The organism is Leptolyngbya sp. ST-U4 (assembly GCF_039962215.1).
Lineage (GTDB): Bacteria > Cyanobacteriota > Cyanobacteriia > Elainellales > Elainellaceae > Leptolyngbya_A.
Window position 1 is genome coordinate 59,658 of the sequence record NZ_JAMPKZ010000019.1, and the last position, 21,446, is coordinate 81,103.

Genomic DNA, 21,446 nt, shown 5'->3' on the forward strand with positions numbered 1-21,446 from the left:
TAAAGAAATTGAGCTAAAACGGACAACTTAACTATTTTATCGGCATGGGTGAGCCGCTGGGTGGTGGATAATAGAGAGGGGCAGGTGTTGTTGTAAATGGGTTTTGCGGATGTCTGATGCTCAGTCTGGTGCTCAATTTTCGTCGGAGCCAATTCGACTCTCCCAGGGAGGGAACGGCTTTGCCTCGCCTGAATCGCCTGAGTTTTGGGAGAATTGCTATCAGGAGGGGACTGCGCGATGGGATTTGGGTCATCCTGCGCCACCATTTGCCAGTTTGTTGGATTCAGAGAATGCACCTTTGCCGGGACGAATTGCGGTCTTGGGGGCAGGACGGGGACAGGATGCCTTGCTGTTTGCCGAGCGCGGGTTTGAGGTGGTCGGGTTTGATTTTGCACCGTCAGCGGTGAATGATGCAAATGAGCTGGCTCAAGCCAGAGGATACCAGGCTCAGTTTTTGCAGCGAGACATTTTTAAGCTGTCGCCCGAATTTGACAGAAGTTTTGATTATGTGCTGGAACACACCTGCTTTTGCGCGATCGATCCGACCCAGCGAGAGGCGTACGTTCAGGTGGTCAAAGCTTTGCTGCGTCCGGCAGGGGCATTAATCGCACTCTTTTGGGCACACGATCGCTCTGGTGGTCCACCGTTTGGGACGAGCCTGGAGGAAATTCGATCGCGGTTTATGCCGACGTTTGAAATTGTTTCGATCGATCGTCCCAAAAATTCGATCGAGAGACGGCGGAATGAAGAATATTTAATTGTGCTGCGGAAACCTTCGGTCTCATAGGATAGTTTCAGCATCCTAGAAAAATTTTCTTACCCAGAGGTTCCACCACGAGTTGAATATAAACTCATAAACTTGGGGCAACGCTTCATGACAATTTTGGATGCGATCGCCGAGTTGCAGTGCGAGGTAGACGCGAATCGCAGTCGCATCAAAAGTCGATAAAGTCAAAAGCCAATAAAATCAAAAGCTAATAAAATCGACATGCAACAGAGCTTATGCTAGCTCCAGCCCGATCTCAAATCGCCCTTCGTAGCCCTCACCGGATCGCGTTACGGGGAGGATAAGCTGTTCGCCACCCCTGCGAAAAATTCCGTCTCGATCGTTGCGAACCGATCGTGCTTCTCTTGTGGTGTATGGAGGCTGAGCGTAAACCTGATCTGTAACGGCATCCTCGAAGTAAAGCTGTGAGGTAAATTCATCAGCTGCTTGTGTGGGTGAGCTGGTGCGAATTTTGAAATGAATATGGGGAGTTCTACCGGGATACCAGCCGGGATAGATGGTGACAAACTGAGCGGTGCCGTTGCGATCGGTCATTTGATAGCCGCGCAGAAATTTTTGCCCCTGGGTGTCCTGCACGTCGGAATAGACGCCTTCTGCGTCACAGTGCCAAATATCGATTGTTGCGTTGCTTAACGGTTGACAGGCATTTCCGCTTAATTGGGAGACCTGAAAGACCAGACGAAGCGGCACTCCGGCTTTGATGGCGTTATCGGCAGGGTTCGATCGAATATCCGATCGGTTTAGCCGTTCATCAACAAAATAGGGTCCTTCGGTTTGCTGAGGTCTGACGATACAGCCAGGGGTAGATTGGGCAATTTGAGTGGTGGCTTGTTCGGGGATGGATGCTGAGCGGGTCGAACCTGGCGAAACCAGGGACTCAGTGGCATCCGAAGAGTCGCGAAAACAGCCGATCAGTGTTACAGCAGCAGTTCCACTCATCAAGCTGAGCATTCTGCGGCGATTAAGGCAAGAAAAGGAACGGGAGATTTTCATAGGAACGATTCAGACAGGAACGAAACAGGATCAAGGCGAGTTAACAGTGATAGATGGAGAAATTCCTCGATCGCTGCTATCTGCATCATAGACAAAATGCAACTCAGTAATCAGAGGCGTGGAGGCAGGCGACGATCGCGGAACAAAGTTAGCCATCGTGGAAAAGATTAGCCATGTAAACGCCTGTCACTCACAAATCCAATCAATTTCCTTGCCGATCGGAAAAACGAGTTCCCGTTTAATGCTCAAGTGCAAATTTCTATCGGTGAATTTTTCTGCCGCTGAAGGGCGATCGTCGTTTAAACCCGTTGCAAGCAGCCCTGAATCAAGCTCTGAATAAAAATCTCAGCAGATCGGTGCCAAAGATGGCAATTTGAACTAAGATTCATGGGCAATAACATCAAGATGTGCTGTAATTTATCAAACGTTGCGATTGCTATCGATGAAACCCCGATCGAATCAAAGTTCTACAGCTCAAAATCCTGCTGCTCCAGCGCAGTCCGCTAGCTATTCACCTTCGGTTCCGATTCCGATTTACCGAGAGCTAGCCGTCGAGCTGGATGCCACCAGAGCATTACTAGAAACCGTTCATACTGAGAATCAGCAGCTTAAGCAGCAAAACCAGCAGCTTCGTCAGGAGATCGATCGCCTGGTGCAGTCTGCCTTAAATTTGCGCTCTTACAGCGAGTCGAGTGCGCCAATTGCAGAATCAATTTCTGCGCCTGATCCAGCTCCGGTCGCGGCTCCTGCTGCGCCGACTTCTGCGGCTGAGTTTGAATCTGTCGCGGCTCAGCTTCGCGGAAATTCCACCTCTGAACCACCGGTTGCCTCGACCCAGGTTGCTGATTTGCCACAGTCGCTTAGTTCAGGCACCAAGCCGAAGGGAGTGGGAGGACTCTGGCTGACGCTGACGGTGATTGCGATCGTCTTTAGCGCGTTTGGAGCCGGATTCTTTATGGTTAAACCCCTGCTGCAAAATCGTTAAGTTTTTGGTCATTGGTCATTCGTTCTTGGTTATTCGTTCTTAGTCATCAGAGATTGGCGGTTGACGAATGATGCAGGACAAGTGACTGTCTGATCGGGCAGACTCCTCTAGGTTCTTCTCTGGCTCCCCTCCAATTTTTCCCTCAATTCCCCGTCACAAACTCTGGTAGAATGATGAGCTTGTGATCAATCAATTGCTGCGGGGACGGAAGACCTATGGCTCGAATGTACTATGATGCTGACGCAAATTTAGATATCTTAGCCGGAAAGACGATCGCCATTATTGGCTATGGCTCTCAGGGACATGCTCATGCGCTCAATCTCAAGGATAGCGGCATGAATGTGATCGTCGGACTCTATGCGGGGAGCAAGTCGGCAGCGAAAGCAGAAGCAGCAGGGCTAACGGTCAAATCTGTCGCAGATGCATCCGCCGCCGCCGATTTGATCATGATTTTGCTGCCGGACGAAGTGCAGCGCACGATTTACGAGAATGAGATTGCGCCCAATCTCAAAGCAGGTAAAATTCTGGCGTTTGCTCACGGATTTAATATTAACTTCGGACAAATTGTGCCGCCTGCGGACGTGGATGTGGTCATGGTTGCGCCGAAGGGACCAGGACATCTAGTACGGCGGACTTATGAGCAGGGCGAAGGCGTTCCCTGTCTGTTTGCAGTGTATCAGGATGCAACCGGGCAGGCACGCGATCGGGCAATGGCGTATGCGAAAGGGGTGGGCGGCACTCGCGCCGGAATTTTGGAAACGACGTTCCGCGAAGAAACCGAAACCGATTTGTTTGGCGAACAGGTGGTGCTGTGTGGCGGTTTGTCTGCACTGATCAAGGCAGGATTCGAGACGTTGGTGAATGCAGGCTATCAGCCGGAACTAGCTTATTTTGAGTGCCTCCACGAGGTGAAGCTGATTGTGGATCTGGTTGTGGAAGGTGGGCTGGCAAAAATGCGTGACAGCATCTCGAATACTGCTGAGTACGGCGACCTCACCCGTGGACCTCGCATCGTCACTGACGAAACTCGTGCCGAAATGCGGAAGATTCTCAGCGAAATTCAGACCGGACAGTTTGCCCGCGAATTTGTGCTGGAAAACCAGTCGGGTAAAGCAGGTTTTACCGCGATGCGCCGTCGCGAAGCTGAACACCCGATCGAGGAAGTCGGCAAGGATCTGCGAGCGATGTTTAGCTGGCTAAAGAAAGTTTAATTGCAGCTCAGCAAATCATTTAAGTTTATCGATTATCACAGGGCGGGTTTTATACCCGCTTTTTTCTTGCTGGTTTGACCGAAATGACTGAACCTATTTCCTTTTCCGGCTTCCATCAATCGAGAATTTTGAGATTAAAAGGAGAGCGTAAGGTTTCTCAGAAAATGGGTTGGCTTGGGGGGCAGTCCGGCGCACAATTAGGACTTTCCAAACTTCCTCTCAATGCTATTTTGATATTAGAAATAGAAAAGATAGCAAAAAAATGGAGTAGCCGTTTTGAGACTACTCACAAAGTTTTTCCCGAAATTCATTCTGTATCCAAAATATCACTTTTATTCCTGGCAGCCTAACTTGTAAGGTTATTTAAAGGTTGTATTGAGTTCGATATATTCTATTCTCTTATCTTCACATTCCTAGCGATTCTTAACCGATCGCCTGTTTTTATATTGCCAGACGCGATGAGTTTAAAGCCGGGGTTCCCTCTAGGTTAGTGCAAGCGAAGGAGCAAGGAGCAGTCCTACCCGAACTCGTCTTGATTTCTAGCCGTCAACTGGTTACCCCATAAAAAAACCTGTGTCCGCAGGGGGATCCAACCGCTCGTGTTCGTGGAGTATCAGTGGATATTGACGTAACGAAGATGTATTCCATGAAACTAAATTTCTTCACGAAACCGCTTTCGATCGCAGGACGTTGGATTGCGGCTGCGCTGCTGTTTGTTTGTGCAACTGCTTTTGCTTGGCAGGGTGCGTTTATTGCTAATACGGCAGCAATTGCTGCACCTCAGGGAACCCTGATCGCATCCGACCTGGGTGATCAGGCTAAAGACAGCACAGAAGATGCCAAGCGCTCGAACAAAAACTTCGTGAGAGACGCGAAGAATACGATTCAGGACGCTGCACAAAGCAATTCTGAAAAAGTCAAAGACTTCTTCGGCGATGATAACGCGATCGGTCGCAAAGCAGGCAGAGACGCTAATCGAATCGTGAATCGTGCAGAAGAGGATGCTTCTCGGACTCAGAGAGCGATCGACAAAAACCTGGGTGCAGTGAAGGATACGATAAATAAAGGGAAGGATAACCTTGACTAATTTAGCAAACCGCAGGGTAACGCTAGATTTCGTACAAGTAATCTAAAACAAGCAATCTAAACTGGGATTGAACAAGGGGTGGTTTTCTAATCGCCCCTTTAATTTATTAAGGAACGGGTTCGCTCGATGCAGATTAAATGTAAATTGAACGAACTCCCACTTTTTTCTAAAAAACTCTTTATTGATATTTTTATATTAATATTTTTGTGTTTTTTTAGGGCGATTTAATAATATAGGTAAAAATCATCTATCTAGGGAAACATCAAAAATTTAGCCAGAGCACATCTTTAGGTTGGTTATTAAAAGAATTATAACTAGTTTGGTTTCCATAATATCTCTTTAATTCAAAGAAATTTGTTTCTTAAGGTTGCTATGAGAAGTTCTATTTATTCAGTATTTCTGCAATGGAAGCAACCGCTCTTTAAATAGGAAAACATTCACCTAATGGCTAAGAATGTCGTCGCCATTGCAGGCTTATCTAGTGTTTCTGAGTTTGAGGGTCTGACGATCGTGCAAAGTCAGGGAGATGCAGGGACTATCGCCGCTAGTTAGCCCAACCTGGCGATCGCTGTTCTTGAAGGAGTACAAGCTGGCACTTTGGATAGCAACAGTTTTGCCTTTGCCTAAACTCGCGTTGATTTGACGAACCAGTGCCCCTACTGCATTAAAGAGGTAGGAATATATTACAACGCATCATTGACTCCTCCGTTGAATTCTTTGATCCCCCCACTACAACCTACGAGAACGAGAATAAGTATGCCTCCCAAAAATATTGTTATCTCTCTGGACGGCGCAACATTTTCTATTGTCAAGAACTATCTAGAAACAAACCAACTGGATTCGGATACGGGCTTAGGATATCTCGTCAATCGAGGAGTTTTTGTCCCAAGTACTGTTATTACACCGTCCCTGACAGCACCTAGCCATATCGCGATCGCTACTGGTTCTACGGCAGCAAATAATGACATTAATGCCAACTCGTTCCACTTGATTAGAAGCCCTTTTAATACAAATATCAGTGGCTTTGGCGCACCGATCGGTGGATACGATGCCTTGCATGAGGATAGCTCAGATCCACACGGTGGCTATGCCCATGAGGATGAGACTCCAACGGCTGAACCCTTGTGGGTACGCCTACGAGAAGCAGGCAGGACAGTTGTTGCAGCAACATTTCCGGGTGCTGATGGAGCCACGATTTGATTACCCGGTGTTGATCCTGCCCCTGTGATTCAATCCAGCAATGTGCGAACAGTGGATTACACGGTGCCATTTGGCACTTTTGGTGGTTTGGGAGCCAGAGGCTTTAGCTTAGATGCTGCTGATTTCACAGTGGATGCAAACGAAGCCATCACTGATCTTACAGCTCTAGGAATTCAGTCATTTAGTGATGTTAAAGTCGCTGAGCTAGAAGACATTCCTGCTCAAGGACAAGGTAGTTTGACTGGGGGCAGCAGCAATGCGTATAACTTGCAGGCTGTTGCGATCGACACGACAGACGATCGAGTGGTGAACTACAACCAGTTGATCGTCTTTGATGCAAATCGAGGCATTGAAGCACTAACTGGCAACGCTCCTTCAACCGGATCGGCAGTTCTCAATACCTATGATCAGACAATCAGCCCCTTCTTCTTTGAAAGTAGCAACAACGTAGTTGGGGCATCATTTGTCCTGACGAATCTGGCTCCTGATCTTTCTACAGTTCGGCTGCTTCGGACATCAGCCAATTACATTCCCCGTCCGGCTGATAATCCTGGAGTTCTTGCCAATGTTGATGATATCAACAACACGGTTGGCTTCTGGCGACCGCAGCCTGATTATCGTATTCCCGAACGAATTTCGCCCGGACTGGAGGACTTCCCCGATGTCGAACTGGAGGCTGTTTATCAAGACCTGGTAGAAACCTTTGTTGATTACCAAACGGATGTCTTCTTGAGAGCGATCGAGCAGGAACCCAATGCAGATCTGGCATTAGGCTACATTGAGCAACCCGATGGTGCTGAGCATCAGTTTCTGTTAATTGATCCTCGCCAACCTAGCGATTTCACAAATCCTTATTCCATTGGGGCAGGACAAGATCCGGCAAAGGTCGATCGCTATCAAGATTATGTCTTGAACGCATATCAAACCGTTAGTGATGCGGTGCAGCGTGTCATTGATACTGTAGGGGTTGATGAGAATGGCGATCCTAACAGTAACATCATCATTACCTCGGATCATGGCTTTGCACCCTTCCATACTGCTGTAAACATGAACAATATCCTGGCAAATGCTGGGTTTGATCCAAACGAAGTTCGAGCCGTGACAAGTGGTCCAGCAGTGAATATTTACATCAACGTGAAGGGGCGCGAACCAGACGGTACGGTTGACCCCAGTGAGTATCGAGAGTTGCAGCAGCGAATTGTACAAACGCTGGAAAGCATACAAGATACCAATTCCAGCTATGCTCTCGATGGAGCTGTTGATTTATTCGACAAAGTTTATGAACGTCCTGTTCCTGAAAATCCTACGGCTGAAGATATCATTACAGCAAGAAGTGAGTTTATTGGACAGGATACCGGTGATGTTTTTGCACTTTTAGATTTGGGTTACAACTTTGATGGTTTCCAACCTACTGTACTGCGTAGAGATGATACTACCCCTGTACAGGATCAACAGCCCATTTTTTCTGTGCCAAACTTCTATGGAGCACACGGGTATGATCCCAACTTGCCCAAGATGCAGGCTATCTTTCTAGCGGCTGGTCCTGATTTTAATGCGGATGATTTCTCCGATCTGGATCAGATTCGTAGTATTGATATTGCTCCGACACTGCTTGATTTGCTCGGTGTTGAGCCTGCACCAGCGGTTGAAGGTGAGTCAATTCTTGATCCAGACACAGGAAATGATCTTGAAGCCACACTGGATGCTCTTGATGACTATCTCCAGGATCTTATTGGCAATGGTAGCGCAGTGTTGGCTGATGCTCGAGATGCTCTGATCAATGCCTTTGATGACCTTGAAGGTGATATCGACATCGCAGATATTAATGACATCCTGAACTTGGGAGGCGATCGTCTCGTCAATACCGTCACAGATCTAATTAGGGACGGGAGAGACAGCCTTCTTACAGATTTAGAAGTGAATTTCGGGTTGCAGAACCGAGATGGATTTCATCTTGTTCCGAACAGCAATGACTTAAACCCCTCAATTGGACTAGAAACCAGTAGCTTGACTTCTTTGAATTCTGCTTTAGCTTAATTCAATATGCTCTTGCAATTCACCAGTTCGTTCAATCGAAACACTCCCGTTCTTAGATAGAGAGCTCTAGGATACGAAGCCACTCTATCCGTCACCACTCGTTGCGGTGATTGTCCCACTATCTCATGGACTGGGCGACGCTTTTCGCTCAGCCTCACATCCACCGTTAATGCGGGCTCTATTCATGCAGCCTTTATTGAGATTGCTCCTTACTGAAATTGCTTCTTACTGAGATTGCTCCTTATATAGATACAGATATAGTGAAAATTCATTGGAAAGCGATCGCTCTATAGAAGCTATAAGCAAATACCCAGAGTGATCCACCAAGATGGTAAGTTAATCCTACTCATCGTAAAGTCGTGCGGCTGCGATTTGCATCTTGTCTTTTCCCCTGAATCTTTTCCCCTGAATCTTTTTCCTGGTTTGCAGTCTGGATCGAGATTAATTTGCAAACTCCTAATGTTCTTAATTGATAGACGGCACAGCCAATTTGTCTATAGAAATTTATTGATAGATAGCCAAGGCTGAAACAGAGTTTCTGCGGAAATTACGAGATATTGATCCGAATTATCTTGGATCAATAGAGCATTCTTGATGCTCACAATTACTTAATTGCCCTTGATTTGCGGGAATTAAGCAAATGCTTATAGAGATTATTTGATAATCATTTCAAAAATTATCGACTTAACTATATACTTTGCTCTGGAAAGCTGTACACTACTTACAAGATTGAAAAACTTCAGTCATAACCCCAAGTTACGCAAGCTGCGATCGGAGTTAAGCCAAAATCAAAGTTTTGGTCTCTGGCTGCAGATTTAGTGATGGGATAAATTCTGTCACCCTGCGTTGATCAAGTTGCGGTTTTCATAACTCGCTAAAGCTCAGATTTTTATCAGCATTATCGCGATTTGTAGGCAGCTACGGTAAGCACGCTGTTAGGAGGTTCTATGTCTACTTTTTCTCATTTGTCTCGTCGTAAGTTTATTGTGACAGCGGGCGCGACGGCAGCAGGTGCAGTTTTACTAAAAGGTTGCTCGCAGCCTGGAGCGAATACTGCGTCTAACAACACGTCTAGCGCAGCCGCACCCAGCCCTGTTGCAGCCGGAGATGCACCGGAAACGACAAAGGCAACCTTGGGTTATCTGCCGATCGTTGAATCCGCCCCCCTGATTGTTGCAAAAGAGAAAGGCTTCTTTGCAAAGTACGGCATGACTGACGTGCAGGTGGTGAAGCAGGCAAACTGGGCAGGCGCACGCGATAACGTGGTGATTGGTACGCAGGGCGGCGGCATTGATGGCGGTCAGTGGCAGATGCCTATGCCTCACTTGATCACTGAAGGCATTATCACCAACGGAAACAAGCTGCCGATGGCGGTGCTGATGCAGCTCAACACCCACGGTAACGGGATTGCCATTGCAAACGCTCACCAGGGCAAGCAAATTGGTCTGAAGATCAACGACCCCGAGTACATCAAAGGGTTCCAGGCCGCTAATGGACGCCGATTCAAAGCCGCCTTCACCTTCCCCAACGCCAACCAGGATTTCTGGATTCGCTACTGGTTTGCAGCAAGCGGCGTTGACCCCGACAAGGACATCGAGCTAATGGCAGTGCCTCCGGCGGAAACCGTGCAGGGCATGAGAAACGGGACGATGGATGCCTTTAGCACAGGCGACCCCTGGCCCTATCGCATCTTGAACGACAAGATTGGCTTTATGTCTGCGCTCACGGCTGAAATCTGGCAGAACCACCCCGAAGAGTATTTTGCAATGCGGGCAGACTGGGTTGAGGCAAACCCGAAGGCAACCAAAGCACTGCTCAAAGGCTTAATGGAAGCGCAGCAGTGGTGCGATCAGCCCGAAAACCGCGAAGAGATGGTCAATATTGCGTCTCGCCGTCAGTATTTTAATGCGCCGAAAGCTGTTCTTACAGGACCCTGGAGTGGCACCTATGAAATGGGCGACGGTAAAGCGGCGATTAATGATATCAACAAGGGTTCGCGCTACTGGAAAGACCCTAACGGCAACAGCATTTCCTACCCCTACAAGAGCCACGACCTCTGGTTCCTCACCGAGTCGATGCGCTGGGGCTTCCATAAGAATGTGTTGACCGACTTCGACGCTGCTAAGAAGATTGTCGATCGTGTTAACCGGGAAGACCTCTGGCGCGAAGCCGCAAAAGAAGCAGGGTTCACCGCAGATATTCCCAAGGAGACGAGTCGCGGTGTGGAAACGTTCTTCGACGGCATCAAGTTTGACCCCGAAAATCCACAGGCCTATCTGGACAGCCTCAAGATTAAGGCGGCTTAATGTAGCGGCTTCATCCAGTGCAGGCGATACCGGTTAGGGGAGTGTGACCCTCCCTGTTTTCTTCCTCACAAGACCGTTAACTTCCCTCCTGTTTTGTCCAATACGACATTTACCTCACCTAAGGAAAGTTCATGACTGCCACAGTAACTAGTCGTCCAAAGACCGGCTCTGCTTTTGATCTTCAGAAGTTTCTCAAGAGTCCGATAGCTAGCATCATTCTGCCCATCCTCGGTATTCTACTTTTCCTCGCCATCTGGCAATTTGTGTCTCAAGTTGGGCTGATCAAACTTCCCGGACCGATCCAGGTATTAACCGACGAGCGTAGCCAATACTTGATCCTTAATCCTTTTTACTACAACAGTGAGCTGGATCAGGGTCTGTTCCGACAAACAATGGTAAGTTTGGGTCGGGTGGCTCAGGGCTACGGTGCAGCCGCGATCGTCGGAATTGCAGCCGGAATCTTTGTTGGCAATAGCCCGATCGCCGACAAAATGTTTGACCCGCTGTTTCAGTTCTTGCGGATGGTAGCTCCGCTGGCGTGGGTTCCGATCTCGCTGGCTGCACTGCAACAAAACGAACCTGCGGCTCTGTTCGTGATTTTCATCACCTCGATCTGGCCCATTCTGATTAATACCGCTGTGGGCGTGCGCGAAATTCCCCAGGACTATAAGAACGTCGCGCGAGTCCTGCAAATTTCCAAGCCCAAGTATTTCTTCAAGGTCTTGATTCCCTCTGCGCTGCCCTATATCTTCACTGGACTGCGAATTGCGATCGGTCTGGCTTGGCTGGCAATTATTGCGGCAGAAATCGTGATGTCGGGTGTGGCTGGGATTGGGTTCTTTATCTGGGATGCGTATCAGCAAAACTATGTGAGCGAGATTATCGTTGCCGTGGTTTATATCGGTGCGGTGGGTCTAATTCTTGATCGTCTGGTGGCTTACATTCAAAAGCTCATTGCTCCCCTGCAATAGGCCACGTAGACCCTTGTAGGATGCGTTAGTGAAGCGTAACGTATGCAATTCCAAAGATTGATGCAGTTCATTGAGCAAACAAACAGAACTGACTTTTTAAGAATTGATGTGTTACGGCTACACCTAACCCATCCTACGGTTCTCAAACTAATGCAGAGAATGAATGATTTAGCTTCTACCTGGTGTTGTTCGCTCGATCGCTGTTCGCTTCATCTCTAAATCAGCATCTCTATCGCTCGTTTTTCTCCTCATTCATCCCTTACCCTCTATCTCCCAATTCACTATGTCAGTCTTTGTTGCCGTTGATAATATCGAAAAGGTTTTCAACCTTTCGGGTGGCGGAAAGTACGTTGCACTGAAGGGCATTGACCTCGAAATCAAAAAAGGTGAGTTTGTTTCGTTGATTGGTCACTCTGGCTGCGGTAAGTCGACGCTGCTGAACATGATTGCCGGGCTGGATCTGCCCACCGAAGGCGTCGTCAGCCTCGAAGGCGATCAGATCAAGCGACCCGGACCCGATCGCATGGTGGTGTTTCAAAACTACTCGCTGCTGCCCTGGATGACGGTGCGTGAAAACATTGGTCTGGCGGTCGATGAAGTGCTGAAAGGCATCTCGAAAGAAGAGCGCAGTGCGATTATTGAGCAGCACATCAAAATGGTGGGCTTGCAGCACGCAGCCGATAAGCCTCCGGCTCAGCTTTCCGGCGGAATGAAGCAGCGGGTGGCGATCGCACGAGCACTGGCAATTCGTCCGAAGCTGCTGCTGCTGGATGAACCCTTTGGCGCACTCGATGCCCTGACCCGAGGCAACCTGCAAGAGCAGCTCATGAAGATCTGCGAAGAGAATCAGGTTACAGCGGTAATGGTGACGCACGATGTGGACGAAGCCGTGCTGCTTTCCGATCGCATCGTCATGCTCACCAATGGTCCCGGCTCTAAGATTGGCGGCATTCTCGAAGTGGATATTCCCCGCCCTCGCAAGCGGATGGATGTGGTGACGCACCCCAGCTACTACAGCCTGCGATCGGAAATTATCTACTTCCTGAACCAGCAAAAGCGGATCAAAAAGCTGCGGGCAAAGAAAACTGAGCCGATCGCCCGTCATGGTTTGGAAAAGATCAACCTGGAATTGGGCTTTGTACCGCTCACAGCTTGCGCTCCGCTGGTGGTCGCAAAAGAAAAAGGCTTCTTCACCAAGCATGGATTGGATGAGGTGAGCTTGGTGCGGGAAACGAGCTGGCGCGGCATTGTAGACGGCATTACAGGTGGTTATCTGGATGCAGCTCAGATGCCTGCCGGAATGCCAACCTGGTTTACCGTCGGCGGACATCAGGACACGCCGCTGCCCGTAGTGAGTTCACTGACCATGACCCGCAACGGCAACGCAGTCACGCTCAGCAAAAAGTTTTACGAGCAGGGCGTTTACAATGCAGCTGACCTGAAGCGAATGCTACTGGAATCGACCGAGCAAGAGCATACGCTGGGCATGGTTCACCCGTCTTCGATGCACAATTTGCTGCTGCGTTACTGGCTGGCATCGGGCGGTATTGATCCCGATAACGATGTGCATCTGACCACGATTCCTCCGGCGCAGATGATTGCTGACCTCAAAGCAGGCACGATCGACGGCTATTGCGTGGGCGAACCCTGGAACCTGCGATCGGCGATCGAAGAAATTGGTTTCACCGTTGCAACGGATCTGGAGATCTGGTCGGGTCATCCGGGGAAGGTGCTGGGTGTGCGCGAAGACTGGGCAAATCGCTATCCCAATACGCACATTGCGCTGGCAAAAGCGTTGCTGGAAGCTTGCCGCTACTGTGCTGACCCTGCCCATCACGATGAGATTCGCGAAATGCTGTCGCGTCGGGAGTACCTCAGCACGAGCATCGATTACATTCACTTGGGCGATCCGAACGGGTATGTGTGTAATCTGGATCAGCCGATGCGCGAGTATGCTCACCATTTGTTTTATGGCGATGGCGTGAATCGCCCAAGCCGGACAGAGCACTTGTGGATGATGACGCAGATGGCGCGTTGGGGCGATATTCCCTTCCCACGGAACTGGATGGAAATTTTAGAGCGAGTGTGTCGCGTGAGCGTTTTCAGTACTGCCGCACGTGAACTCGGTATGCTGGACATCAAATATCGTCGGGGTCCGATCGAACTCTTTGATGGCATTCCGTTTGATGCGGAAGAGCCGATCGGGTACCTGAACAGCCTCGCCATTAAGCGTGACTTTAGCGTGGCAGAAGTGGCGATCGATGTCCGCCGACTAGCGGCATAGGAGGGGTGAGGGATAGGGATGGAGCCGCAATGCGAGATTTTAGATCACTTTACTTCTTTGTAAAAATCGATCAATTTGTCTCCGTTGTCTCCATCCTTTTACTAATTCATCTCGGTTTGACACCCTATTCAGAAATTTGTTGACACAATTGCTCATTTTCCATTGGTAAAACCCATGCAAATTCTTAATCAAACTGGCCTTGCGTCTGCCAACTCTCGTGTTGCCAATGAATCTGGATCGTTCCTCAGCGTTAAAGGTGTTTCTAAGGTTTATCCAACTCCGAAGGGCGAATATGTCGTTCTCAAAGATGTCAACCTGACCATTAACGAAGGTGAGTTTATCTGCATTATTGGTCATTCAGGCTGCGGCAAGTCTACATTGCTCAACATGGTTTCGGGCTTCAGTCAGCCGACGGATGGCTCGGTGCTGCTGCGGGGCAAGCCGATTACTAAGCCCGGACCCGATCGCATGGTGGTGTTTCAGAACTATTCGCTGCTGCCTTGGCTGACGGCGTTTGAGAACATTTACCTGGGTGTGGACTCGGTTTACAGCGACAAATCTGAAGCCGAAAAGAAGCAAATCGTTCGCGATAACCTGGCACTGGTCGGACTGTCGGATGCAGCAGAGAAGAAGCCGACTCAGCTTTCCGGCGGAATGAAACAGCGGGTGGCGATCGCTCGTGCATTGGCAACCCGTCCCGAAGTGCTAGTGCTAGATGAACCCTTTGGCGCACTCGACGCGATTACCAAAGAAGAACTGCAAGAAGAGCTGCTGAAAATTTGGAACGAGCATCGCTGCACGGTATTGATGATCACCCACGATATTGACGAAGCTCTCTTCCTGGCAGACAAGCTGGTCATGATGACCAACGGGCCTGCCGCCAACATTGGCGAAGTGATGGAAATTCCGTTCCCGCGTCCCCGCGATCGCGATCGTATTATGGAAGACCCAGAATACTACAAGCTGCGAAACCAGGCACTTGACTTCCTTTATAACCGCTTTGCTCACGATGATGAATAGGGATGCTCAGTGAGCCTGTGCGGCTCTAGGTTCTGGCATTTAGGCTTCCGGTTTGAGCTTGGAACGCTTTGCCGATAAGACTTCAGCCTGAAGCTTTTTTCCAAAATCTAGGGCTTCTTTGTGCGAATCAGGAAGGTTAAATCTTCTGGATGAATGCCTGCTCCTACCCTTACTCCCTCTACCATTTTGGAAGAGCGGGCAGGGGTATTTTATTTGAAGGGTTGCCAAAGTGAAGTCATAACGACTATGATATAGGAGAAAGGTGAAGCAGGGGTAATCCAATATTGCCGTTCATCTGGAATCGCTACTTCTGAAGATTTATGTTCAATTTGAACGGAGACTCTCTAGCAAGCGTTATAGCGTAGGAAAAGAATTTTATCGATCGCTTGCTCTATCTACCAATTCACCTGCAACAATCAGAGCTGACTCACCTTCGTTTAAGCATTCTCAAAGAGGCACAGTTTATGACCGCTACCGTTCCATCCCTTCAGCTTCAGCAATCGAGCGTTGTTGACACCCTCAATCGTCAGCAGGCAAATGCCCTAGTTGCCTACCTCAACTACAAGAAATATCACTGGCTCACCTTTGGTCCGCTGTTCCGCGATCTGCACCTGTTGTTTGAAGAGCAGGGCGGCGAAGTGTTTGCATCAGTAGATGAACTCGCCGAAAGAAGCCTGATGCTCGACGGCGAACCGGTTGCAGACCCTGCAGAATATCTGCCCACCGCTAGCGTGAAGCCCTCCGCAGGCAGGCTCTCGGTGAAGCAAATGATCGAAGAGGCGATCGTCACCCACGAGCTGATCATCACCGAGATGCACCAAGACGCAGAAGTTGCCACCAACGCAGGCGATATTGGCACTGCCGATCTGTACACCCGCCTGGTTCAGGTTCATCAGAAGCATCGCTGGTTCCTCAAAGAGATCCTGAAAAAGGGCGATAACTTAGTTTCGTAGTTCCACTGTCCGATCGTGGAAGTCCCAACTCTTCTACACTGCCCCTCAATCTGTCAAGCTGGGGGGCTTTGAGCTTAAAACTAAGATTAAAACACCGAGATGAAAACAATGCTCGGTTTATCTCAAGGTCACGAGCGAGAAGAGTGCTTTGGGTCACGATAATGGCTTTTCAAACTGCTTTTTACATCGATCGCGATAAGCAGGTTTTGTGAGCCCAACGCGGCAATCATCCGATATCTCCAGTAAAATAAACCCCCTGATACTCTGTCTCAGCCAGTGCTGAAGAAAAGTCAGGGGGTCTTTATGATCTGCTGAGTTTTGGTAAGGTTTTAGGTCAAAGATTATGCCTGTGTTTGCTCTGCCGGATTAAACTCCAGGGCAACGCCATTCATACAGTATCGCTGTCCGGTAGGCGCAGGACCATCGCTGAAGACGTGTCCCAGATGTCCACCACAGCGAGCGCAGTGAACTTCAACTCGCGTCATGAACAAAGAGCGATCGACCGAAGTTTCGACCCCACCATCGATCGGGGCAAAAAAGCTGGGCCATCCGGTTCTGCTGTTGAATTTGGTATCTGAAGTAAAGAGCGGCGTGCCACACCCAGCACAGGTGTAGGTTCCAGACTCATAGTTCTTATCGAGCGGACTGGTTCCCGCCCGTTCGGTTCCATGCTTTCGCAGCACATGAAACTGTTCGGAGGTCAGTGTTTCGCGCCATTCGGCTTCGGTCTTTTGCACTTCAAACTGCTTATCTTTGGAGGAAGTCATAAATTTGCTTGGATTTGCTCAGATTGGCTGAATCATGCAGCTTCCTCGATCATAGTGGAACCTTTGCGGATTCTGGTGTTCGCAATTTCCCTACTGCATCCTCCTACCGCATGGCTCGTCCATGCTGCCGCTCTCGCACTTGCTGTCTGCGCTGTTCCATTTGCCGCTCATACCAGTTCATGAGGGGGGTTGCGCTAATGCCGTGCAGGATGACGGAAATGACGATCGTCGTAAACGTGATCCAGGCGATTTGCTCTCCGGTCTCTGCCCGCAGTCCTTCGCCCAGGGCATAGGCGAGATAGTAGATCGAACCTACTCCCCGAATGCCAAACCAGCCAAATAGCCAGGGACGGATCGGGTTCTGGTGTTCGCCTATCGTACTGATCCATGCCCCGATCGGTCGAATCACAAAAAACAGCAGTCCGGCGATCAGCAGCGATTGGGGCAAAAAGCGGATGATCGGCTCCCAGCGTAGGAGCGATCCCAACAGCAAAATCGTTCCCACCTCCAGCAGTTTTTCGAGCGTTTCGGTAAATTCGATTTGGGACTCCTGCTTGTCGGGATTGCGATAGCTTCGCTGTGCCACGATACCCGCGACAAAAACACCCAGAAAGCCATAGCCGTTCACCAGCTCGGTCAGGGAGTAGGTCAGCAAAATCATGGCAAGGGCGACGAAATCTTCCATCAGGCTGTCTGCCGGACGAATTCGCTGAAGCCGCTTGTCAATTTTCACCACAGCCCTAGCAACCAGAACGCCCATGCCAAATCCGGCGGCGATCCCCCAAATCAGATCGATGGCTGCCCACTGCACGATCCAGTTTTGCCACTGGTTATCTTTGATCCAGTGCAGTCCAAAGTAAACAAAAGGGAAGGCAAGTGCATCGTTTAAGCCGCCTTCGGAAGTCAAGCCAAACCGCAGTTCGTCGCGATCGTCGGGATGAGAGAGCTGCACCTCGGATGCCAGCACCGGATCGGTCGGAGCTAGGATTGCTCCTAGCAAAATCGCAATTCCCCACGACATGCCTAGAAACTGATGCCCTGCCCAGGCGATCCCAAAGATAGAAATCGGCATCAGCAGCGCAATCAGCCGAATCGTTGAACCCCAGGCGTGTAGCGTCAAGACACGATTCATCTTTAAGCCGCAGCTAAACAGCGAGATCAGCACCACCATTTCGGTGAGTCGCTCTAGAAGATCGGTTTCGGGTCGCACTTGAATCAGGTTCAATCCGTAAGGACTTAGCCCAATTCCCACCACCAGATAAATTAGCGCGTAGGACAGCGGTAAACGACCGATCCAGCCCGATCCGAGAGTCACGAACAGCAGCAGAATCCCAATTACCAGCAGCTCAAGAATGTAAACGTCCACAGGAAATTACGTTAGAGGAGTCAACCTAATTTAGGCGTAGGACGATCGCCGATCAAAGTCCCAGGAGATAGAGTTTTAGCCCTGACTCCTAAACTGAAACTCTAACCCGGACGACGATCTCTTACCCCGAAAGCCAGATTTCTTTCAACACCATTAAAGCTAAACCAGCAATACAAACGGAATCGTACAAACGACTCAAATTTTATAAATTGGGTACGGCTTGTCGTTTTTGTTTTAGAACAAGCAATTCACGGACTGATTATGGCACAAGCACTGGGAAGAGAAGTCACCGACAGCGAGGGAACCGTCTGGAACTGTGTTCAGGCATACGCAGAATTAGCTGAAAAAACAGACAAAGAAGACCTCGCTAAAGTCAAAGGTGAAGAGGCTTATTGGGTGGTTTGTACACCGAGCGGTGGGGCGCAGTCGGTGCGGGTCAAGCTTCCACAGGATTGGGAAACTGCCTGCTCAGATGAAGAACTGCTAGCGACAATTCAGGCAAATCAGTGATCGGGTCGATCGCCTGCCAGAAAAAATCCCGTTCCCCTACGTTTTACCCTTGCTCCTTCGCGCTTCATCTTTACTGCCCCTGACTCCAGCAGAACTGGTATTCTTAACCATATTGCAGTGATCTTAGGAGTACTTTCGTAACGCCTTGGAATCGATAAGATTCGCTGGCATTGCTCCACGGTGATCTAGCTTGTGGTTAAGGCAGCAATTTGTTACAGCAGTTCGTTGCAGCGAACCGGGAAATTAGGAAGATGATTACTTTATTCATTCTGTTTGCAGCGCTCGCCATTCTCGCCTGGGGATTTTATCGCGCAAGGCCCTTTGGCAAGCTGGGAATTCTGGCCTGGCTTCAATCTGTCGCACTGATGACTCCTTGGCTGCTGGTGTTTGGCGCGCTTGCTGTAGGAGTGACGTTTAATCTTGCAATCGTGCTGCTGCTGCTGCTGCTGTCGATCGCGGTGTATATTCTGCTGGGGCGGCAGCTTCGGGCATCGGCAGAGCAAGCCGGACTGATCAATCCCGTTTCGTCGCAGGCGGCAACGTCTTCCCCCTCTTCTGACTCTTCCCCATCCTCTGAAGAAGCAACGATCGATCGACCTGCGACAGAATCAACTCGCACTACCCAATCACCTGGAGCCAGAACCGCCGACGTTCCCCTGATGCCCGCAGAAGAGATTCAAACTATTAAGGGCATTTTTGGCATTGAAACCTTCTTTGCAACCGAAACAATTCCCTATCAAGAAGGAGTGATTTTTAAGGGCAATTTGCGGGGTGAAGTGCAGCCTAGCTTCGATCGACTCACCGCAAATCTGCAAGAGCGGACGGGCGATCGGTATCGGCTATTTTTGTTAGAAGGACTGGAGGGCAAGCCCGTGGTGATTGTGCTGCCTCGCGCCCCAGAGAAAAAATCGGTGGCGATCGCACAGTGGATTCTATCGCTGGTGCTGATTGTAGCCACAATCGCGACCTGTCTGGAAACGAGCGGATTGCTGCGGGGGTTTGACTTTTTCAGTGAGCTAACGCGCTGGCGCGAAGTGTTGCCGGTAGCCTCTGGAATTTTGCTCGTGCTGGCAGCGACTGAAATTGCCCACCGGATCACCGCAGCGCGACAGCAAATTCGCCTCAGTCCGCCTTACTTTATTCCTACCTGGCAAATTGGCTCGTTTGGCAGCTTCTTTCGCTTTGAGTCGGTCTTGCCCGATCGCAATCGTTTGTTTGACGTTGCCTTTGCTGGATCGGCGGCAGGGGGAGCGGTTTCTCTGAGTTTGTTGGTGGTTGGGCTGCTGCTGTCTCGCCCGGATAGCCTTTTTCAACTGCCTGCCAATTTCTTTGAAGGCTCGCTTCTGGTGGGAAGCCTGGCGCGAATTGTGCTGGGAGAGACGCTAAAGCAATCGCTGGTTGCAATTCATCCACTGGTGCTGGTGGGCTGGATCGGGCTGGTCGTTACCGCAATTAACCTGATGCCTGCGGGTCAGCTCAACGGTGGACGCATTGTGCAGGCAATCTACGGCAGAAAGGTGGCAGGACGGACGACGATCGCCACGGTGATTGTGCTAGGTCTGGCTTCTCTGGTGAATCCGCTCGCGCTTTATTGGGCAGTGCTGATTCTGTTTTTGCAGCGCGACCTGGAACGTCCTGCCCTGAACGAGTTGACCGAGCCAGACGATGCCCGGGCTGCACTGGGTTTGCTGGCTCTGTTCCTCATGGCGGCGACGCTGCTGCCTATCACGCCTGGGCTTGCAGGTCGGCTTGGCATTGGTAGTTCTTTTTGAGGTGAATCTCATGGCAACCACTCCCCCCGTAATTCTGGTGTTCGACGTTGGTGCATTGTCTGGCTCAACCCCAACTGAATGGCGCGAGTTTTCGCGGGTGGGGAGCTGCTGTGTGCCGCAGGTGATCTATGAGGAAATGAAGCTGCTGTTCGAGCGATCGCCTGACCCCGATCTGGAGCGCATTGCCAAATCGTTCAACCGCTTTTATGCGACGAGCGGCTGGCGCATTACCGATATCAGTGCCCCTCATGCGGCGTTTAAGGTGGCTTCGGGGCAGGCGTTAACTCGCCGGGCAAGGCTGTCGCTAGCGGTGGGTCGTTGTGGTTATGGGCTGGCTCAAACCTATCCTGGCAGTCTGATCGTGGTTGCCACTAAAGATCGGCTACTGCTGCAAAAGCTGTATGACATTCCCTGCGTTAATCTCTGCGGCGTTCCGGTTGAATCGCTGCTGCAATGGAGCCGGACAGGTCAGCGTCCTATCCAGGTCAGCCAGCGGCTTCAGCAGTTTCGTGTCGTTCACGATCTGCCGCCCAACACCACCCTGCTGAACGAGGGCTATCAGCGCACGTCTCCCAAACGGCATTCAGCAACCTCGCTGACTCCGATGCGAAAAGTCTCGTCTGTGCCGGATTGGTTTCCCGATCTGGTATCGCTATTAATGGCAGCGGGCGGATTGGCAGTAGCAGGATATTTTGTCTGGCAAATTGTCCACAGCCCTCAGGTACAACAGCTATTTTTCCGTCCGGTTAGTCCCCAATCTCAGTTAGAAATTCACCCGCGACAGCAGGCTTGACAGAACCTTGAAGATTGGATAACCTAATAAAGGTGAAGCGGCTGACATCAAAGATTGGCATGACCGCTCATTAGATACGCCCCCATCGTCTAGAGGCCTAGGACACCTCCCTTTCACGGAGGCGACGGGGATTCGAATTCCCCTGGGGGTATCGCAAAGCCAATAGCAATTAAGCTGTTAAAAAACTCAGGCTTTTAAAACGCTCTTGATGCAATACTTAGGAGCTTTTTGCATTGGAAATTGCATTAAAAACTTGCGTTAACAACTTTCTGTTGCGGCAGTTGGTACAGGTATAGCGCTACGCAATCACGTTAGGGCAGTTTTTGAAAGCAGCGTCGACACAATCACGAAAGGTTTCAAACTCATCCCATCGCTGTCGCATCCAGTTCTTCAGGACAAACCAC

Annotated in this window: 20 protein-coding genes, 1 tRNA gene and 1 pseudogene; 17 read left to right on the plus strand and 5 right to left on the minus strand. The window is 49.9% G+C overall.

Annotated elements, in window-relative coordinates; all coding sequences use genetic code 11:
• Positions 1-109 precede the first annotated feature (109 nt).
• On the plus strand, positions 110-787 hold the full coding sequence (locus NDA02_RS21115) for a methyltransferase domain-containing protein (RefSeq protein ID WP_190790139.1): 678 nt from the start codon (positions 110-112) through the stop codon (positions 785-787).
• Positions 788-799: 12 nt separating this feature from the next.
• Positions 800-949 carry a winged helix-turn-helix transcriptional regulator gene (locus NDA02_RS21120; RefSeq protein WP_190790144.1) on the plus strand — a complete coding sequence of 50 codons (150 nt, stop codon included), beginning with the start codon at positions 800-802 and terminating at the stop codon, positions 947-949.
• Positions 950-1,000: 51 nt separating this feature from the next.
• On the opposite strand, the gene NDA02_RS21125 is transcribed toward NDA02_RS21120, so the two are convergent.
• Together NDA02_RS21125 and NDA02_RS21130 are read right to left on the minus strand one after the other, a co-directional pair.
• Positions 1,001-1,780, minus strand: a complete 780-nt coding sequence (locus NDA02_RS21125) for an intradiol ring-cleavage dioxygenase (RefSeq protein ID WP_190790138.1) — start codon at positions 1,778-1,780, stop codon at positions 1,001-1,003.
• A gap of 30 nt (positions 1,781-1,810) precedes the next feature.
• On the minus strand, positions 1,811-1,936 hold the full coding sequence (locus NDA02_RS21130; RefSeq protein WP_277879020.1) for a hypothetical protein: 126 nt from the start codon (positions 1,934-1,936) through the stop codon (positions 1,811-1,813).
• Positions 1,937-2,222: 286 nt separating this feature from the next.
• Between NDA02_RS21130 and NDA02_RS21135 the strand changes: the two genes are divergently transcribed.
• The 11 genes from NDA02_RS21135 to NDA02_RS21185 all read left to right on the plus strand — a co-directional run bounded on the left by NDA02_RS21135 (position 2,223) and on the right by NDA02_RS21185 (position 15,834).
• Positions 2,223-2,765 carry a hypothetical protein gene (locus NDA02_RS21135; RefSeq protein WP_190790137.1) on the plus strand — a complete coding sequence of 181 codons (543 nt, stop codon included), beginning with the start codon at positions 2,223-2,225 and terminating at the stop codon, positions 2,763-2,765.
• A 215-nt stretch (positions 2,766-2,980) separates the two neighbouring features.
• On the plus strand, positions 2,981-3,976 hold the full coding sequence (gene ilvC, locus NDA02_RS21140; RefSeq protein WP_190790136.1) for a ketol-acid reductoisomerase: 996 nt from the start codon (positions 2,981-2,983) through the stop codon (positions 3,974-3,976).
• Positions 3,977-4,059: 83 nt separating this feature from the next.
• The gene (locus NDA02_RS21145) at positions 4,060-4,326 is read left to right on the plus strand and encodes a hypothetical protein (RefSeq protein WP_190790135.1); all 267 of its coding nucleotides are present in this window, start codon (positions 4,060-4,062) and stop codon (positions 4,324-4,326) included.
• 296 nt (positions 4,327-4,622) lie between these two features.
• Positions 4,623-5,063 (plus strand): hypothetical protein, encoded by a 441-nt coding sequence (locus NDA02_RS21150; RefSeq protein WP_348248202.1) that lies wholly within the window; start codon positions 4,623-4,625, stop codon positions 5,061-5,063.
• Between the two features lie 756 nt (positions 5,064-5,819).
• Positions 5,820-6,263 carry an alkaline phosphatase family protein gene (locus NDA02_RS21155; protein ID WP_199296491.1) on the plus strand — a complete coding sequence of 148 codons (444 nt, stop codon included), beginning with the start codon at positions 5,820-5,822 and terminating at the stop codon, positions 6,261-6,263.
• A 24-nt stretch (positions 6,264-6,287) separates the two neighbouring features.
• Positions 6,288-8,300, plus strand: a complete 2,013-nt coding sequence (locus NDA02_RS21160; protein ID WP_199296492.1) for an alkaline phosphatase family protein — start codon at positions 6,288-6,290, stop codon at positions 8,298-8,300.
• A gap of 947 nt (positions 8,301-9,247) precedes the next feature.
• A complete protein-coding gene (locus NDA02_RS21165; protein WP_190791495.1) occupies positions 9,248-10,606 on the plus strand; it encodes a CmpA/NrtA family ABC transporter substrate-binding protein in 1,359 nt (452 codons plus the stop codon).
• A gap of 131 nt (positions 10,607-10,737) precedes the next feature.
• Positions 10,738-11,577 carry a nitrate ABC transporter permease gene (ntrB, locus tag NDA02_RS21170; RefSeq protein ID WP_190791496.1) on the plus strand — a complete coding sequence of 280 codons (840 nt, stop codon included), beginning with the start codon at positions 10,738-10,740 and terminating at the stop codon, positions 11,575-11,577.
• Positions 11,578-11,860: 283 nt separating this feature from the next.
• A complete protein-coding gene (locus NDA02_RS21175) occupies positions 11,861-13,861 on the plus strand; it encodes a nitrate ABC transporter ATP-binding protein (protein WP_190791497.1) in 2,001 nt (666 codons plus the stop codon).
• A 174-nt stretch (positions 13,862-14,035) separates the two neighbouring features.
• The gene (locus NDA02_RS21180) at positions 14,036-14,881 is read left to right on the plus strand and encodes a nitrate ABC transporter ATP-binding protein (protein WP_190791498.1); all 846 of its coding nucleotides are present in this window, start codon (positions 14,036-14,038) and stop codon (positions 14,879-14,881) included.
• A 464-nt stretch (positions 14,882-15,345) separates the two neighbouring features.
• Positions 15,346-15,834 carry a DNA starvation/stationary phase protection protein gene (locus tag NDA02_RS21185; protein ID WP_190791499.1) on the plus strand — a complete coding sequence of 163 codons (489 nt, stop codon included), beginning with the start codon at positions 15,346-15,348 and terminating at the stop codon, positions 15,832-15,834.
• A gap of 341 nt (positions 15,835-16,175) precedes the next feature.
• Here NDA02_RS21185 and msrB read toward each other — a convergent pair whose 3' ends face one another.
• Complete coding sequence (msrB, locus tag NDA02_RS21190; protein ID WP_190791500.1) at positions 16,176-16,601, minus strand: peptide-methionine (R)-S-oxide reductase MsrB; 426 nt, start codon at positions 16,599-16,601, stop codon at positions 16,176-16,178.
• Positions 16,602-16,704: 103 nt separating this feature from the next.
• Positions 16,705-17,967, minus strand: a complete 1,263-nt coding sequence (locus NDA02_RS21195) for a cation:proton antiporter (protein WP_190791501.1) — start codon at positions 17,965-17,967, stop codon at positions 16,705-16,707.
• A 261-nt stretch (positions 17,968-18,228) separates the two neighbouring features.
• On the opposite strand from NDA02_RS21195, the gene NDA02_RS21200 reads away from it, so the two are divergent.
• The 4 genes from NDA02_RS21200 to NDA02_RS21215 all read left to right on the plus strand — a co-directional run bounded on the left by NDA02_RS21200 (position 18,229) and on the right by NDA02_RS21215 (position 21,193).
• Positions 18,229-18,477, plus strand: coding sequence for a hypothetical protein (locus tag NDA02_RS21200; protein WP_348249835.1), 249 nt, complete (start codon positions 18,229-18,231; stop codon positions 18,475-18,477).
• Positions 18,478-18,728: 251 nt separating this feature from the next.
• On the plus strand, positions 18,729-20,249 hold the full coding sequence (locus NDA02_RS21205) for a site-2 protease family protein (RefSeq protein ID WP_348255783.1): 1,521 nt from the start codon (positions 18,729-18,731) through the stop codon (positions 20,247-20,249).
• A gap of 10 nt (positions 20,250-20,259) precedes the next feature.
• Positions 20,260-21,042 carry a PIN domain-containing protein gene (locus tag NDA02_RS21210; RefSeq protein ID WP_190791504.1) on the plus strand — a complete coding sequence of 261 codons (783 nt, stop codon included), beginning with the start codon at positions 20,260-20,262 and terminating at the stop codon, positions 21,040-21,042.
• Positions 21,043-21,120: 78 nt separating this feature from the next.
• A tRNA-Glu gene (locus NDA02_RS21215) sits at positions 21,121-21,193 on the plus strand.
• 147 nt (positions 21,194-21,340) lie between these two features.
• On the opposite strand, the pseudogene NDA02_RS21220 reads toward NDA02_RS21215, so the two are convergent.
• Positions 21,341-21,446, minus strand: a pseudogene (locus NDA02_RS21220) (IS630 family transposase); the annotation flags it as partial.